This is a genomic window from Spirosoma terrae (genome assembly GCF_010435915.1).
GTDB classification, from domain to species: domain Bacteria; phylum Bacteroidota; class Bacteroidia; order Cytophagales; family Spirosomataceae; genus Spirosoma; species Spirosoma terrae.
The window spans coordinates 646521-661072 of sequence record NZ_JAAFZH010000002.1 but is presented as its reverse complement, the minus strand read 5'-3'; the positions used below and the strand labels follow the sequence as shown (position 1 = coordinate 661072).

Here is a 14552-nt window from a genome sequence, read left to right as displayed (position 1 = left end):
CTAGCCAAAAAAATAGCAAAAAAATGCAACTTTTTTAGCAAAACCCTACTCAGTGGCTGCTTCGGCCGATACTTCGAGCGTTTTAGGGGCTGTTGGCACCGAATTTAGGCGGTATACTCCTGCTTCTATGCGCTGCGCCACTGTTGAGAAAGCTTCGAGTGTAAATTGTACGTCATCGAGGCTATGCGAAGCCGTAGGAATGATACGTAGCATGATTGTTCCTTTTGGTACAACTGGGTACACAACAATAGAACAGAACACGCCCATATTTTCGCGCAGATCCTTTGTCATAGCTGCTACTTCAGCAACGCCACCTTCCAGATTGTGCAGGAATACTGGCGTAACAGGCGACTCGGTATCACCAATATCGAAACCACGCTCACGCAAACCGGTTTGCAGCGCCCGAACATTTTCCCACAGCTTATCCCGATACTCTGACGAATTGCGGATTAACTCCAGACGTTTCAGACCACCTACAACGTAAGGCATCGGCAATGCCTTTGCGTAGGTCTGTGAACGCATGTTATACTTAAGATACATGATAATATCGTGGTCAGCGGCAATAAACGCTCCGATCGCTGCCATCGATTTGGCGAATGTCGAGAAATACAAATCGATGCCGTCCTGGCATCCGAGCATCTCTCCTACACCAGCACCGGTTGGCCCCATTGTTCCAAATCCGTGTGCATCATCAACCAGTAACCGGAAGTTGTATGATTTTTTCAGCGCAACGATTTTGTCCAGGCTACCCACTTTACCCGACATACCAAATACACCTTCCGTGATGACCAGAATGCTGCCACCTTTCTCTTCGGCTTTTTTGGTTGCCCGCTGAAGGTTTTTCTCCAGACTGGCGATGTCGTTATGGTTAAATTTATAGTACTCGCCCATCTTGGCCTTATGAAGACGGATACCATCGATCAGACAGGCGTGGCATTCCGCATCGTAAACGATTACATCGCGGTGATCAACAACAGCCTCAATCGCCGACATAACCCCCTGATATCCGTAGTTGAGCAGGAAGGAATCTTCCTTACCAACGAACTGCGCCAGTTCTTTTTCAAATTGCTCGTGCAGATCGCTGTTTCCCGACATCATCCGGGCGCCCATCGGATAGGCTAACCCCCAGTTGGCGGCTGCTTCCGCATCAGCTTTACGCACTTCAGGATGATTCGCCAGCCCCAAATAGTTGTTCAGACTCCAGTTGAGGACGTCTTTTCCCCGGAAACGCATACGGGGTCCGAGTTCGCCTTCAAGCTTAGGGAATGCGAAATAGTGGTGGCCGTTGAACTCCCGCGACGGTGAGCCGATAGGACCTAGATTGGTGCGCAGTTTCTCAAATAAATCCACTTTTTTTTATAGTTTAATGGGCTAAACCCTTGTTTTTTACGCGGTAAGTGCAAAAATACGCTTATCTTTTGGGAGTACAAACTTGTGTACTAAAATTCAGTTTTTTAATCCTTTTGTTACAAATGCTTTAACTTGGGCAGATGTTGGTTTTTGACCGCTCTGGCCTGCATTTTACCAGCCAGCTCAAAGCTAGCGTTCAGCATCTGATAGTTCCTATTCGTTATGCCCGAGATTAAGAAAATTCTAGTCGCTAACCGAGGTGAAATTGCCCTGCGAATCATGCGTACGGCCCGAGAAATGGGCATTCAGACAGTAGCTATTTTTTCCGAAGCAGATCGAAACGCTCTCCATGTCCGCTACGCCGACGAAGCGTACTGCGTGGGTCCAGCCCCTTCCTCTGAGTCCTATCTGAAAGCTGATGTCATTATTGAGGTATGCCGACAATTGAATGTGGATGCCATTCATCCCGGCTATGGATTTCTTTCTGAGAATGCCAATTTCTCCCGAATGGTCCGCGAAGCCGGGTTTATTTTTATTGGCCCATCGCCGGAGAGCATCGAAGTCATGGGCAGTAAATTAGCCGCTAAGGCTGCCGTAGCGAATTATAACATTCCGATGGTTCCGGGAACGCCGTCGGCTATTACAGACCGGGCCGAAGCGAAGGCCATTTCAGCAAAAATTGGTTATCCTATCCTGATCAAAGCCAGTGCGGGTGGTGGTGGAAAAGGAATGCGGGTCGTAGAAGCAGAACATGACTTCGACGAGCAAATGGATCGAGCCGTCAGCGAAGCGCAATCCGCTTTTGGCGATGGATCTGTGTTCATTGAAAAATACGTTACGTCGCCCCGGCACGTCGAAATTCAGGTGCTGGGCGACCAACACGGCAATATTATCCATCTGTTCGAGCGGGAGTGTTCCATTCAGCGTCGACATCAGAAAGTGGTAGAAGAGGCACCATCGGCCATCCTGACGCCAGAAATCAGAGACGCAATGGGCCGGGCTGCTGTGGACGTAGCACGGGCCTGTGGTTACTACGGGGCCGGAACAGTGGAGTTTATTGTGGATGACCAGCTCAATTTCTACTTTCTGGAAATGAATACGCGCCTGCAGGTCGAACATCCAGTGACGGAACTGATCACCGGAGTCGACCTGGTTAAGCAAATGATTTACATTGCGGAAGGTAAACCGTTAGCCATTGAACAGGACGATTTACAGATCAAAGGGCATGCCGTTGAAATTCGGGTTTACGCCGAAGACCCCGCCAATAATTTTCTCCCCGATGTCGGAACACTTGATACGTACGTACGGCCGCAGGGCAACGGTGTTCGCGTAGACGATGGATTTGAACAGGGTATGAGCATTCCTATTTATTATGATCCGATGATTGCCAAGCTCATTACGTATGGCGATTCGCGCGAGGAAGCGATTCAAAAGATGATACGGGCTATTGATGAATACCAGATTTCGGGCGTACAAACCACGCTGGGTTTCTGCCGTTTTGTGATGGAACATGAAGCGTTCCGATCTGGCCAATTCGATACGGGATTCGTAGCCAACTACTTTACTCCCGATTCATTAACAGCTAAATCAGACCAAACAGAATCTGATCTCGCAGCTGTTCTGGCGGCCTGGCTTCTGCAGAACCAGAAACCTACTACCAACGTAGCGCCGGTTCAATTAACCCAAACACGTAGCAAGTGGAAAGAAAACCGCTTGAAGTAGCCTGAATGTCCATGTCTGGATTAGCCCAATCTAGTACTGGTAAACTAGTGCGGTTTATACCCGGACGCCCAGGCTACATAACCCCAAATACTCTCCATTACAACAAGAATATTAAATCACATAAATCAATTATTACCCAATTATAATCTAACAAAATAAAATTAACCATTCTTTTTATCTATAGGTTAACTTTATAGCAAAATATAATCCACCGACCTTCTTCTAATACTATTGGTGGCCGTATCTCTTATAGTCAATCATTTACCATATGCATTTTAAATCAACTGTTCTTGCGCTCATCGCTTTCTTCCTGTGCAGTACGCTTCATGCACAAACCGACAAAACAAAGATCATTTCGCAACTGGATAAGCAGTATGCTCATTACGCTGAACTCGCCGGACGTATCTGGAAACTCGCCGAACCCGGCTACCTGGAAGAACAGACCAGTCAGTTGCTACAGAACGAATTAAAGCAACAGGGCTTTACCATCACGACGGGCGTAGCCGATATACCAACTTCCTTTGTAGCCAGTTTCGGCAAGGGAGCTCCAGTTATTAGCATTCTTGCCGAAATGGATGCATTGCCAGGTCTGTCGCAAGATTCGGTTCCCTTCCGAAAGCCGCTGGTGCCTAACGCTTATGGACACGGCTGTGGGCACAATCTGTTTGGTGTTGGCTCAGTAGCAGCCGCAGTAGCCGTCAAAAACTGGCTGCAGCAATCTGGAAAACCCGGTACCATTCAGCTCATTGGAACACCAGCCGAGGAAGGTGCCGGTGGCGGTAAAACGTATCTGGTGAAAGCTGGATTATTCAACAATGTGGACGCTACGTTGCACTGGCATCCTGGCGATCGTAATAGCGCCAGTCCATCGTCGTCACTCGCCTATCGGGTGGCTAACTTCCAGTTTAAAGGGCTGGCTGCCCATGCCGCTGCCTCGCCGGAGAAAGGACGTTCGGCCCTCGATGCGGTAGAAGCGATGAACTATATGGTCAATATGATGCGCGAACACGTTAGCTCAACAACGCGCATTCACTACGTTATTAAAAAAGGCGGCCTAACGTCGAACATCGTTCCCGACTATGCAGAAGTAGAATACACCATCCGCCACCCAACAGCGAAAGGGTTAGAAGAAATCTGGGCGCGATTAATGAAAACGGCGCAGGCGGCTGCTCTGGGAACGGAAACCACTATGGACTACGAAATTCTGGCTGGGCTCTATAATCTACTGCCAAACGAAACCCTGGCCCGCGTGATGCAGAAAAACCTGGAGCAAGTTGGTGGCGTAAACTATACAGCCAACGAAACCGATTTCGCCAACAAAATCCGCAAAACCGTTTATAGCGAAAGCCTGCCTCCTGTCGACTATGCCGCGTCCATTCAGCCTTATGCACTGAATGGTGTTGGCTCGGCCTCTACCGACGTAGGCGATGTAAGCTGGGTGATTCCAACCGCTGGCTTATCGACCGCTACGTTCGTTCCGGGTATACCGCCCCACAGCTGGCAGGCTGTTGCCTGCAATGGCATGTCGATCGGTTATAAAGGAATGATGGTAGCTGCCAAAACCATTTCGCTGAGTGCGATCGATTTATTTAACCAGCCAGATACTATCAAACAGGCCAAAACAGAACTCTATAAAGCACGTGGCGGTCAGGAATTTGTCTATAAATCGCTGGCTGGAGACCGAAAACCACCCTTAGATTACCGTAAATAATATTTTTGATTGTAACGTCCCAAAAAATCAAACCTTTGGGACGTTTTCTTTTTAAATCATTACGTAGTAGTCTGCTCGCTTTTGGTGAAACATAATGAACTACCAACACCTTCCACCGCCCCCGTCGCTCAAAGGCTACGTTCAGTATTTCTGGGTGTTGGAAAGCCCTACAGTACCTAGTTCATCAACCATCTTCAGACCAATCCCCGACGGTTGCCCTGGCCTGTTGTTTCAACAGGAGCAATCCGGCAAGTTCTTCGATCAGAGCAAGAAGGAACTTCCCGCGCTTTTTCTCTATGGCCAAACGGTTCATCATCGCGAATTGCATACAAGCGGCCCCCTCAAAACCGTAGGAATTTGCTTTTATCCGCATGTACTCCACTCGGTTTTTGGCCTGGATGCCAACGAACTGACCGATACTTGCGTTGATATAAACCTGTTGCTGCGTGTACAGGAGAAATCGCTGGTGGAACAACTCAACGCGGCCTCAACGACAACAGATCAGATTAACCTCCTATCAACTTATTTATCGACAAAAATCCGACATAATAATTGCGACCGAGACGTAACGACAGATTATGCGCTGGCTACCTTCTTTGCATCGCAGGGGAACGTATCACTGAAAGAATTACAGGAGATATTGAATGTATCGGAGCGAAGTCTTGAGCGTAATTTCAAGCAGCGCGTTGGTATTTCTCCCCGATTATTCGCCCGAATCTGCCGCTTTCAGTCATCCTTGCGCCAGTTACGTAACAGTGGCTACCATAAGCTCTCCGACATTGCTTTCGACAACGGCTATGCCGACCAGTCGCATTTCATTCGAGCCTTCAAAGAATTTACGGGCTTTTCTCCTTATCAATATCGGAAACAAACCAACGAATTAATCAAAAACCTGGCGGAATGGACTCAGTAGCCTCTGTCGGTTTCGTTCTATTTTACGGGCTTTTACCCGCATAGTTTCGCTTAAAAATAAGAGAACTATGAAACTACTCATTGTTGGATCGACTGGTAGCATCGGAGTCCATCTGGTTACCCAGGCTCTTGAACAAGGGCATACTGTTACGACATTCGCTCGCACCCCTGCTAAACTTGACTCAATCAAACACCCCAACCTCCGTGTTGTTCAGGGCGACGTACTGGACTCAGAATCATTAGTTAAAGCCGTAGCAGGTCAGGATGCGGTCTTATGCTCACTCGGCGCCGGAAGAGAGGGCCATGTACGATCTGAAGGCACCCGCAATGTCATTCGCGCCATGGAGCAAACGGGTGTCAAACGCTTCATTTGTCAAACTACACTCGGCGCTGGCGATAGCCGTAATACACTCAACTTCTTCTGGAAATACATCATGTTTGGCCTGCTTCTCAAAAAAGCATACAAAGATCACGAGCTTCAGGAACGTTTCATTCAGCAAAGCCACCTCGACTGGACTATTACCCGACCTGCTGCTTTCGTCGATGGGAATCGTACCGGTCAATATAAACACGGCTTTTTTGAATCTGGAGCAGATCTAACACTTAAAATTTCCCGAGCCGACGTTGCTGATTTTATGCTGAAGCAACTAACCAACACTACTTATTTCCATAAAACGCCCGGTCAATCGTACTAGACCGAACTTATCATGGCAATGTTTCAGAACCTAATTTTGGTTAGTGCCACTATTACTACGGCACTTGTGGCTGGTCTTTTCTACGCTTATTCCTGTTTAGTAAACCCAGGTTTGGGTCGTTTAGCAGCTATGGATTACCTGACGGCTATGCAATCTATCAATCGGGCAATTCTAAATCCAGTGTTTTTTCGCTGGATTTATCGGGACTGCGTTATTGCTGCCAGCAAGTACCTGGCTCCAGTACTGTCAGCCGCTACGTATGCGTTTCTGGCTCCTACTGAGTGCTTCGGTTCTGTATCTGGTCGGTGTTTTCGGAGTGACAATTTTTGGAAACGTACCTTTGAACGAAGCCCTCGACGTATTCAACATACAGACAGCATCGGCAGACGACGTAGCAGCACAACGACGCGCTTTTGAAATTCCCTGGAATAAGCTGCATAGGATTCGGACAACAGCCTCCATACTGGCTCTTGTGCTGGTTATTGTCGCCTGTCTGTCTCCTTCGAATAACGACTAAGGACTATCTCCCGCTAATTGATCCGACAAGCACAATCATTAGGTTTTGGCAAATCCATGCTTTTTAGGATCGGGTGGCTTCAATACGTTAAACCTAGCCCCACAATTGTATGAAAAAAACGTTGATTTTGTCAGCCGTCGTTTTATCGGGTGTATTTATGAACCTGACCGTTCGCACGAATGCCGATGGCTGGGTCAGTATTTTTGACGGTAAAACGCTTAATGGCTGGAAAGCCGCCGAAAATCCAGCAACATTCAGTGTTCAGGATGGCGAAATTGTTGTTCATGGACCACGGGCTCACCTGTTCTATGACGGGCCGGTCGGCAATCATAATTTCAAAAATTTCGAATGGAAAGCGAAAGTAAAAACCATGCCCGGTTCTAACTCCGGTATGTTTATCCACACGGCTTATCAGGAAAAAGGATGGCCCGCCCAAGGCTACGAAATTCAGGTAAACCAGACCCACACCGACTGGCGTAAAACGGGTAGTGTTTATGCGCTACAGGACGTAAAGGAGACGTTTGTAAAAGATGACGAGTGGTACACGGAGCAAATCAGCGTTCAGGGAAAGAAGGTGACGATCCGTATTAATGACAAGATCATTAACCAATACACTGAGCCCGATAGCATCAGCAACGGATCAAGCCCCAAGAAACTAAGCAGCGGCACTGTAGCCCTGCAAGGTCATGACCCTAAAAGCGAAGTACACTTTAAGGACATTCAGATAAAAGTCCTGCCTGATTAAGAAGTTTATAGTTTTCAGTTTATGGTTTATAGTTTGTAGTTCGCAAAGCGGTCTTGCGTCAGCCAACTATAAACTACAAACCATAAACTGAAAACTATTAAGGCTTATTGGTTATTCTGCAGGACGCCAGACCTGAACTGCTGAATGCTATACTCGCTTGCCTGCAATTGATTCGGATTATTAGCCGAAACTGCCGCTCCTACCTCTCCTATTCTGGCATTCAACGTAAAGATCCGACCATCTACCACTACGTTCGTGGTGGCCTGATCATAGCCATTCGAATCGGTTTCAACGATTTTAAACGTACTCCAATTGTCGTCACTCCGTACGCGTGTAACCCGGTTTCGGCTGTTTACTACGTACAAATCGTTTTCGTGAAGCACCATTCCATCAGCACTCGGCAGAGCTGGCCCCACAATCTGATTAATCAGACTAGGGTTATTTAAATTCACCTTAAATAGCGTACCATCGTTTGATTTGGCCACAATGAGAAAATTGTCGGAATGATAGACGATGCCGTTGAGGTTAAATCCAGTAGTCCCCCCAAATAACGGCGACTGAACAAACACCCGTGGTTTGGTAGTATCGGCAGGCACCACATAAATAACTGGCGCAAAGGAATCGGTTACGTAAGCATTCCCCTTGTCATCAAAGGCTACGTCGTTCGCAAAGTGATTTGAGTCTGGATAGAGCGCAGCCAGATCATAACGAGCCAGGTTATTACCCGTGGCTAAATCGTAGACAAATAGGCCGGCCGTTTTAAGCGTCGTTGACGCCTTGCTCTTGGTAGAAACCCCCTGGTCGCCATTGCAAACGTATAACTTTCCATTATACACCTTTAGACCAATGGCACTGATAAGTGACGTATCTCGCTGAATAAAATCCTCGTAACGTCCGTTCTGATCAACAAACCCAACTTTTCCCTGCGTAATCGAGCTAATCACAAATTTATCGAGGGAAGGTGCATAGGCAATGCCCTCTGGATACTGGCGAGGAGCCGTGAACGTGATACGTTCTGGCAGCGTCGTTTCATTAAACTCAGGATCGTAGGTATCACAGGCGACGAAACTACCCGCCATTAAGAACAGGAAGGATATCTTTTTGCAAAAAATAGTCATTGGTATATTCCTTAAAGAGAACTTATCTATTTACTATTTTACTATAACGACAGCGCAATTGTTTATTTTTCACAACATAGGTATATTCTTATTCAGCTCTCTATACTGCATGAGCAAGATTAGGGCCAAACCTAACTTTCTGTTAAACAGCACTACCTTATAGACAGAACGTAGTTCCGTCATTTTCAGCAATCCAGATGCCCATCTTACCGGCTCTTAGGCCCCAATGCGAGTATCTATTGCCACTTGATGACCTAAGCTCATTATTTAACTCAGGAAGACGTAGTGCTGGCCTCAGAGAAAACTATCTATGCCGTTTTGAGTTCTATATAGACAAAAATCCTTACAATGTTATGAACCATTTTGAGACCCTTACTGAAGCCATGGAGGACCTGCGGGACCGAGGTTATACGCACGAGTTCGCTCCTAAAAAAGATTTCTTGATTGAAAAAAGCACCGAAACGAAATTACGTGGCGAAGAATTTAACGTCGATGAATTTCATCGGTTCGAAGGCACATCAGACCCTGGCGATGAAATGACGTTGTATGCCATTACCACCAATAGTGGCATGAAGGGCGTTTTTGTATCCGCACAGGGCACTTATTCCAATGAAGTTTCGTCGGAATTAATGGCCAAATTTAACATATCCGACAGAGCTAATGTCAATACACAAGGGTCTGTAGAGCCACTTACGAACTCGCCAGCCGCGCAATAAACCTTTTACGCATATTTGCAAGAAAAATACCGGATAGATGTCAAATTTTTCCGGAATTTTCACTATGTTTGCGGCCTTTACACAAAACGCGCTGTTCTTTATCTGTGCTGATACACCATGAAGTTATCCGAATTCAAATTTGATTTACCCGAAAGTTTAATTGCTAAATACCCAGTTGAACGGGGTGAATCACGGTTAATGGTTGTCGACCGTAAAAACAAAACCATTGAGCACAAGCAGTTTTCGGATATGTTAAGCTATTTCGGCGACGGCGACGTGATGGTTATTAACAACACGAAGGTGTTTCCGGCAAGGCTATACGGCAATAAAGAAAAAACCGGAGCTAAGATTGAGGTTTTTCTCTTGCGCGAACTGAACCGCGAGATGAAACTCTGGGACGTCCTGGTTGATCCCGCCCGTAAAATCCGAGTTGGCAACAAACTGTACTTCGGTGATAGTGATTTGGTTGCTGAAGTTATTGATAACACGACATCACGAGGCCGTACCATCCGATTCCTGTTCGATGGCAGTCATGAAGAATTCATGAAAGCCGTTGATGAGCTTGGCGAAACGCCACTGCCCCGCGAAATCAACCGAGAGGCTGAACTGTCTGATCGTGACCTTTACCAGACTGTTTTTGCGGAACACGTAGGCGCTGTTGCGGCTCCTACAGCCGGTCTGCATTTTACACGCGCCATGATGAAGCGTATGGAGATCAAAGGCATTCACTTTGCCCCGATCACGCTGCACGTTGGCCTTGGTACATTCCGTCAGGTAGACGTGGAAGATCTGACCAAACACAAAACAGATTCCGAAAACTATCGTATTCCTGAAGATGCCGCCCAGATCGTTAATACGGCTCTTGATGCTGGTAAACGAGTGTGCGCCGTCGGAACAACTTCGTTAAAAGCCATCGAATCGTCAGTATCGGCCAATAGCCGTCTGAAGCCCGTTGAAGGCTGGACAGATAAGTTTATTTTTCCGCCTTACGATTTCAAAATTGCAAACTCATTGCTGACGAGTCTGCACCTGCCAGAATCGATCCTGATTATGATGACAAGCGCTTTTGGGGGTCACGAGCTGATTCGTCATGCCTACGAAGTAGCCATCAAGGAAAAATATCGTTTCTTCAGCTATGGCGACGCGATGCTGATTATTTAAAATAACATCCGTCGATTCGTACGTATTTTTGAGGGGTCTATTGACCCCTTATTTTTTTATGGCTGATCAACCCACCGACTCTTCTTCTCATCAACACTTTGCCATTATTGTTGCAGGCGGCAGTGGCAGCCGAATGAAAACCGACGTACCCAAACAGTTTCTGCTACTCGGCGATAAACCTATTCTCCAACGTACGATTGAGCAGTTTCTGGCTGTTATTCCAGCCTCTCAGATCATTCTGGTGCTACCAGCCCGCGATCTGTCTACCTGGAACTCGCTTTGTGAAGCCCATCATTTCCACCCGGCTATTCAAATCGTTACGGGCGGAAGTAGCCGCTTTCAGTCAGTACGTAATGGATTAATGGCCATTATGAGTTCAGCAGGGATCGTAGCCGTGCATGATGGCGTTCGTCCATTTATTTCGCCCGATATTATTCGGGCGAGCTATGAAGTGGCCGCACAGACAGGCTCGGCCGTTACGTGTGTGCCGGTGAAAGATTCTGTTCGGGTGGTTGATCAGGATGGACGAAGCAAAGCCGTAGATCGCACGATGTACCGACTTGTTCAAACGCCCCAAACCTTTCGCCTGGACTTATTCAGACAGGCATTTGCGACCGACGAACAACCTTTTTTTACAGATTGCGCCAGCGTAGTGGAATATGCAGGTTTCCAGGTTACGTTAATAGAGGGCTCATACGAGAATATTAAAATCACCACGCCCGACGATCTGAGAGGTTTTTAAAGGCATAAAAAAATCCAGCAACGTAGCGTTCCGGCGCTACGTTGCTGGATAATGAAAATCAATCGCTAATCTAGGCCAGAACCTCCTGCACTTTGGTTAACTGAATATTAGCCAGGATCTTAATATTCTCCCCTAACGCCAGACCACCGGTTTCGGTAAGCGCGTTGAAGGTTACGCCAAAATCTTTCCGATCAATGGTGCCTGACACCTCAAACCCTACTTTGGTATTGCCCCAATTGTCTCTTTCGGTACCGCCGTATTCAGCCTCTAACTCCACTTCTTTGGTAATGCCCTTAATGGTTAAATTACCTACCAACGAATATAGATCGCCCTTTTTCTTTTTAAAGGAAGTAGAAACGAAATTGAACTGAGGATATTTCTCGGCTTCAAAAAAGTCTGCGTTACGTAAGTGCTCATCACGGCCGGGCTGACCCGTATCAACGCTATTCACGTCGATGTTGACCGTTACTTTCGCATTCTCCAGATCGTCGCCATCCGCTACGGCTGACCCGTTAAATGACTTAAACGAGCCGGTAACGGTTGAAATAACCAGGTGCTTTACTTTAAACTGTATTTCAGAGTGAAAGGGATCGATATTCCAGGTTGTTTGTGACATGATACACTACATTTTAATAGAACAAATTTGCTTTTCTGTCGACAGCATGGCTACCGGCAGCACACAATCTCGTGATTGCTGTCACAAACTTACTACCTCCTGGTATGCGTAAGATAGCGGTATCTCAAAGGATAGCGCTATCCTTTGAGATACCGCCTAGTCAACATTTTCTTACATTAACGGCTATTCACTCAAAGCAAACTGTTTGCACTACGTTGCCTTTACCAATTAGTTCCAGCGTCGAAACGCTGCTAATTCTCTGTTTTCTGAGCCGCAGTCGCTTATTTTACAGGAAGCATTTTGGCTTTCACCAACGAGTTGTGTTGGTTACTATATACGCCCGTTTTATGGCTTGAATTAAATTATGCGTCAACGACTTTCTTGTGACCAATACGTTAACGGCATTCTGGCAGGTGACCGGCTCCTGCTAAGCCGGGCTATTACACTCATTGAAAGTCGCCATCCCGACGATCAGCTATTGGCTCAGGACGTTTTATCTACAGTGCTGGCAAAGAGTTCAACCAATTTCAATTCCACTCGGGTTGGTATTACGGGGGTGCCAGGTGTTGGAAAAAGTAGCTTTATTGAAATACTGGGTGCTCATTTGACTGGCCTTGGCCATCGGTTGGCCGTACTAACTGTCGATCCCACCAGCCAGCGATCGGGCGGTAGTTTACTCGGTGATAAAACCCGGATGGAGCAATTGTCGATGAACCCCAACGCCTATATTCGGCCTTCTCCAGCGGGCGATTCGCTGGGTGGCGTGGCTCACCGTACCCGTGAAACGCTGCTCCTTTGCGAAGCCGCCGGGTTCGATGTTATTCTGATCGAAACCGTGGGCGTTGGTCAGTCCGAAACGGTTGTTCATGGTATGGTCGATTTCTTTCTGCTGCTGATGCTGGCAGGCGCTGGCGATGAATTACAAGGCATGAAACGGGGCATCATGGAACTGGCCGATGCACTGGCCATTACCAAAGCCGACGGCGATAATATCCCTTCCGCGAATCGGGCCAGAGTGGAGTATCAGAATGCTTTACACCTCTTTCCGCCTACAGACACAGGCTGGTACCCACCCGTACTGACCTGTTCGGCCACGACCGGCGATGGCATAGATCACATCTGGCAAACCATTGTTGAGCATCAGCAATTGACCCGTCGGAGTGGCTATCATACAACACATCGGCATGAGCAGCAACTAGCCTGGTTTCGGTCGTTATTACGGCATGAACTGGATAGTCGCTTTTTCAAGCAGCCAGCCATTCGGGCCAAACTGGAAGCGATTGAAAAACAGGTCAAGGCCGGTACGTTGTTCCCCGTTCAAGCCGTTCAATCGCTGTTAGGCAGCCCGGAAGAAAGTTGATCAGTACTAGCAAAAAATAGCCTGCGGACTGGCTTCGGCACGTTTTCAATGCTGGCGTGTCTCTTAAACTACTTCTGAAAAGCTCAATCTGGGTCAGCTCTCTTTATCTTTGTTACATGGACAGATTTCTCCTGTTTGCAGGCCTTTTCCTGACGACTTTGCAGGCGATCGCTCAACGCGACACGCTCATTACCATCTCGGCATCGGGAGGTCTGCAGTTTGACCAGAAGCGGCTTGTGCTTAAGCCCAACACTCGTTTGCGGCTTGTTTTTCAGAACAAGGATGATATGGCCCATAATCTGGTCATCACGCGCCCAAATTCAAGACTACGAGTCGTTGAATTTGCGTTGGCATTAGGCGCAAAAGGTCCCACTCAGCATCATGTCCCGATGATGGATGACGTATTGGCCCACACATCGAGCGTGGAGCCAGGGGGTAAAGACTCTTTAACCGTTACGTTAACCGAAGGCGCTTTCCCGTTTGTCTGTACGTACCCCGGTCATGGCTCAATCATGTACGGTATCATCTATGCAACAAACACACCGAAATTACTGCCTTCTCCCGAAACTGATAGAAACATACCTAACCCGGAACGTACTACTGAAGCAGCTCATCATCATACTGCCGAATCGGGGCATCCTTATCCGCTGCAACTCCCAGCCGTTTACCGCACCTTCATGCCCGATTGTGGTCCTGCCGCTATTGCCGTAGGATTACCAGCCCCCACTGGTGGAGAGTCGTATGTATTTGATGCGGGACAATGTCGGCTGCGTTACGCCTGGTCGGGTGGTTTTGTCGACAATACGGAACAGTGGGACGGAAAAGGGCAACGGTTTACTAAAGTTGTTGGAGAGATTTATTTTCGGGATACGGGCGGATTTCCCTGGAAAGTGGGTGCCAATCAGCCGGACGCTCCACAATTTAAAGGCTATAGACTGATAAACCGGTACCCTGAATTTCGTTACGTTGTCAATGGCGTTGAGATTCGTGAATTGATCAAACCACTGCCAACGGGTCGCGGACTAATCCGAACGTTTACGATTGCCCCAACAAAGCAATCCGTTACGTTCCTGGCCACGGCTCAGCCCGGTATCCGTTTTAAGCCGTCTGTAGGCCGGCTACAGCATGGCGAAGTTAAGCTTCCGGTCGGCACACGCCAGTTTACAATGACCGTATCGACTCAATAA

General features: G+C 47.5%; 14 protein-coding genes. 11 read left to right on the top strand and 3 right to left on the bottom strand.

Annotation, left to right across the window (positions count from 1 at the left end; genetic code table 11):
- Positions 1-45 precede the first annotated feature (45 nt).
- On the bottom strand, positions 46-1350 hold the full coding sequence (locus GK108_RS07805; protein WP_163945306.1) for an aminotransferase class I/II-fold pyridoxal phosphate-dependent enzyme: 1305 nt from the start codon (positions 1348-1350) through the stop codon (positions 46-48).
- A 222-nt stretch (positions 1351-1572) separates the two neighbouring features.
- On the opposite strand from GK108_RS07805, the gene accC reads away from it, so the two are divergent.
- From accC to GK108_RS07775, 6 genes are all read left to right on the top strand, one after another.
- A complete protein-coding gene (gene accC / locus GK108_RS07800; RefSeq protein ID WP_163945303.1) occupies positions 1573-3072 on the top strand; it encodes an acetyl-CoA carboxylase biotin carboxylase subunit in 1500 nt (499 codons plus the stop codon).
- Between the two features lie 268 nt (positions 3073-3340).
- A complete protein-coding gene (locus GK108_RS07795; protein ID WP_163945301.1) occupies positions 3341-4783 on the top strand; it encodes an amidohydrolase in 1443 nt (480 codons plus the stop codon).
- Positions 4784-4877: 94 nt separating this feature from the next.
- Positions 4878-5696 carry an AraC family transcriptional regulator gene (locus tag GK108_RS07790; RefSeq protein WP_163945298.1) on the top strand — a complete coding sequence of 273 codons (819 nt, stop codon included), beginning with the start codon at positions 4878-4880 and terminating at the stop codon, positions 5694-5696.
- A gap of 67 nt (positions 5697-5763) precedes the next feature.
- Positions 5764-6390 carry an NAD(P)-dependent oxidoreductase gene (locus GK108_RS07785; protein ID WP_163945295.1) on the top strand — a complete coding sequence of 209 codons (627 nt, stop codon included), beginning with the start codon at positions 5764-5766 and terminating at the stop codon, positions 6388-6390.
- Between the two features lie 214 nt (positions 6391-6604).
- Entirely contained in the window at positions 6605-6907 is a 303-nt protein-coding gene (locus GK108_RS31230; protein WP_246224743.1) for an anthrone oxygenase family protein, read from the top strand.
- A 109-nt stretch (positions 6908-7016) separates the two neighbouring features.
- A complete protein-coding gene (locus tag GK108_RS07775) occupies positions 7017-7652 on the top strand; it encodes a 3-keto-disaccharide hydrolase (protein WP_163945292.1) in 636 nt (211 codons plus the stop codon).
- A gap of 104 nt (positions 7653-7756) precedes the next feature.
- Here the strand turns inward: GK108_RS07775 and GK108_RS07770 are convergent, their stop codons facing one another.
- Positions 7757-8770 carry a gluconolaconase gene (locus GK108_RS07770; RefSeq protein ID WP_163945289.1) on the bottom strand — a complete coding sequence of 338 codons (1014 nt, stop codon included), beginning with the start codon at positions 8768-8770 and terminating at the stop codon, positions 7757-7759.
- Positions 8771-9123: 353 nt separating this feature from the next.
- Between GK108_RS07770 and GK108_RS07765 the strand changes: the two genes are divergently transcribed.
- The 3 genes from GK108_RS07765 (at position 9124) to GK108_RS07755 (ending at position 11389) form a co-directional block, all read left to right on the top strand.
- Positions 9124-9486, top strand: a complete 363-nt coding sequence (locus tag GK108_RS07765; protein ID WP_163945285.1) for a hypothetical protein — start codon at positions 9124-9126, stop codon at positions 9484-9486.
- Between the two features lie 117 nt (positions 9487-9603).
- Positions 9604-10647 carry a tRNA preQ1(34) S-adenosylmethionine ribosyltransferase-isomerase QueA gene (gene queA, locus GK108_RS07760; protein WP_163945283.1) on the top strand — a complete coding sequence of 348 codons (1044 nt, stop codon included), beginning with the start codon at positions 9604-9606 and terminating at the stop codon, positions 10645-10647.
- Between the two features lie 58 nt (positions 10648-10705).
- The gene (locus tag GK108_RS07755; RefSeq protein ID WP_163945281.1) at positions 10706-11389 is read left to right on the top strand and encodes a 2-C-methyl-D-erythritol 4-phosphate cytidylyltransferase; all 684 of its coding nucleotides are present in this window, start codon (positions 10706-10708) and stop codon (positions 11387-11389) included.
- Between the two features lie 70 nt (positions 11390-11459).
- On the opposite strand, the gene GK108_RS07750 is transcribed toward GK108_RS07755, so the two are convergent.
- Entirely contained in the window at positions 11460-12005 is a 546-nt protein-coding gene (locus GK108_RS07750; RefSeq protein ID WP_163945279.1) for a YceI family protein, read from the bottom strand.
- 364 nt (positions 12006-12369) lie between these two features.
- Between GK108_RS07750 and meaB the strand changes: the two genes are divergently transcribed.
- Both meaB and GK108_RS07740 read left to right on the top strand, forming a co-directional pair.
- Positions 12370-13365 carry a methylmalonyl Co-A mutase-associated GTPase MeaB gene (gene meaB, locus GK108_RS07745; protein WP_163945276.1) on the top strand — a complete coding sequence of 332 codons (996 nt, stop codon included), beginning with the start codon at positions 12370-12372 and terminating at the stop codon, positions 13363-13365.
- Between the two features lie 116 nt (positions 13366-13481).
- Positions 13482-14552, top strand: coding sequence for a plastocyanin/azurin family copper-binding protein (locus GK108_RS07740; protein ID WP_163945275.1), 1071 nt, complete (start codon positions 13482-13484; stop codon positions 14550-14552).

Coding starts and splice junctions, on each gene's coding strand:
- GK108_RS07765 (WP_163945285.1), top strand. CDS start 9,124: ATGAACCATTTTGAGACCCTTACTGAAGCCATGGAGGACCTGCGGGAC.
- GK108_RS07790 (WP_163945298.1), top strand. CDS start 4,878: ATGAACTACCAACACCTTCCACCGCCCCCGTCGCTCAAAGGCTACGTT.
- GK108_RS07755 (WP_163945281.1), top strand. CDS start 10,706: ATGGCTGATCAACCCACCGACTCTTCTTCTCATCAACACTTTGCCATT.
- GK108_RS07775 (WP_163945292.1), top strand. CDS start 7,017: ATGAAAAAAACGTTGATTTTGTCAGCCGTCGTTTTATCGGGTGTATTT.
- GK108_RS07795 (WP_163945301.1), top strand. CDS start 3,341: ATGCATTTTAAATCAACTGTTCTTGCGCTCATCGCTTTCTTCCTGTGC.
- accC (WP_163945303.1), top strand. CDS start 1,573: ATGCCCGAGATTAAGAAAATTCTAGTCGCTAACCGAGGTGAAATTGCC.
- queA (WP_163945283.1), top strand. CDS start 9,604: ATGAAGTTATCCGAATTCAAATTTGATTTACCCGAAAGTTTAATTGCT.
- meaB (WP_163945276.1), top strand. CDS start 12,370: ATGCGTCAACGACTTTCTTGTGACCAATACGTTAACGGCATTCTGGCA.
- GK108_RS07770 (WP_163945289.1), bottom strand. CDS start 8,770: ATGACTATTTTTTGCAAAAAGATATCCTTCCTGTTCTTAATGGCGGGT.
- GK108_RS07750 (WP_163945279.1), bottom strand. CDS start 12,005: ATGTCACAAACAACCTGGAATATCGATCCCTTTCACTCTGAAATACAG.
- GK108_RS07740 (WP_163945275.1), top strand. CDS start 13,482: ATGGACAGATTTCTCCTGTTTGCAGGCCTTTTCCTGACGACTTTGCAG.
- GK108_RS07785 (WP_163945295.1), top strand. CDS start 5,764: ATGAAACTACTCATTGTTGGATCGACTGGTAGCATCGGAGTCCATCTG.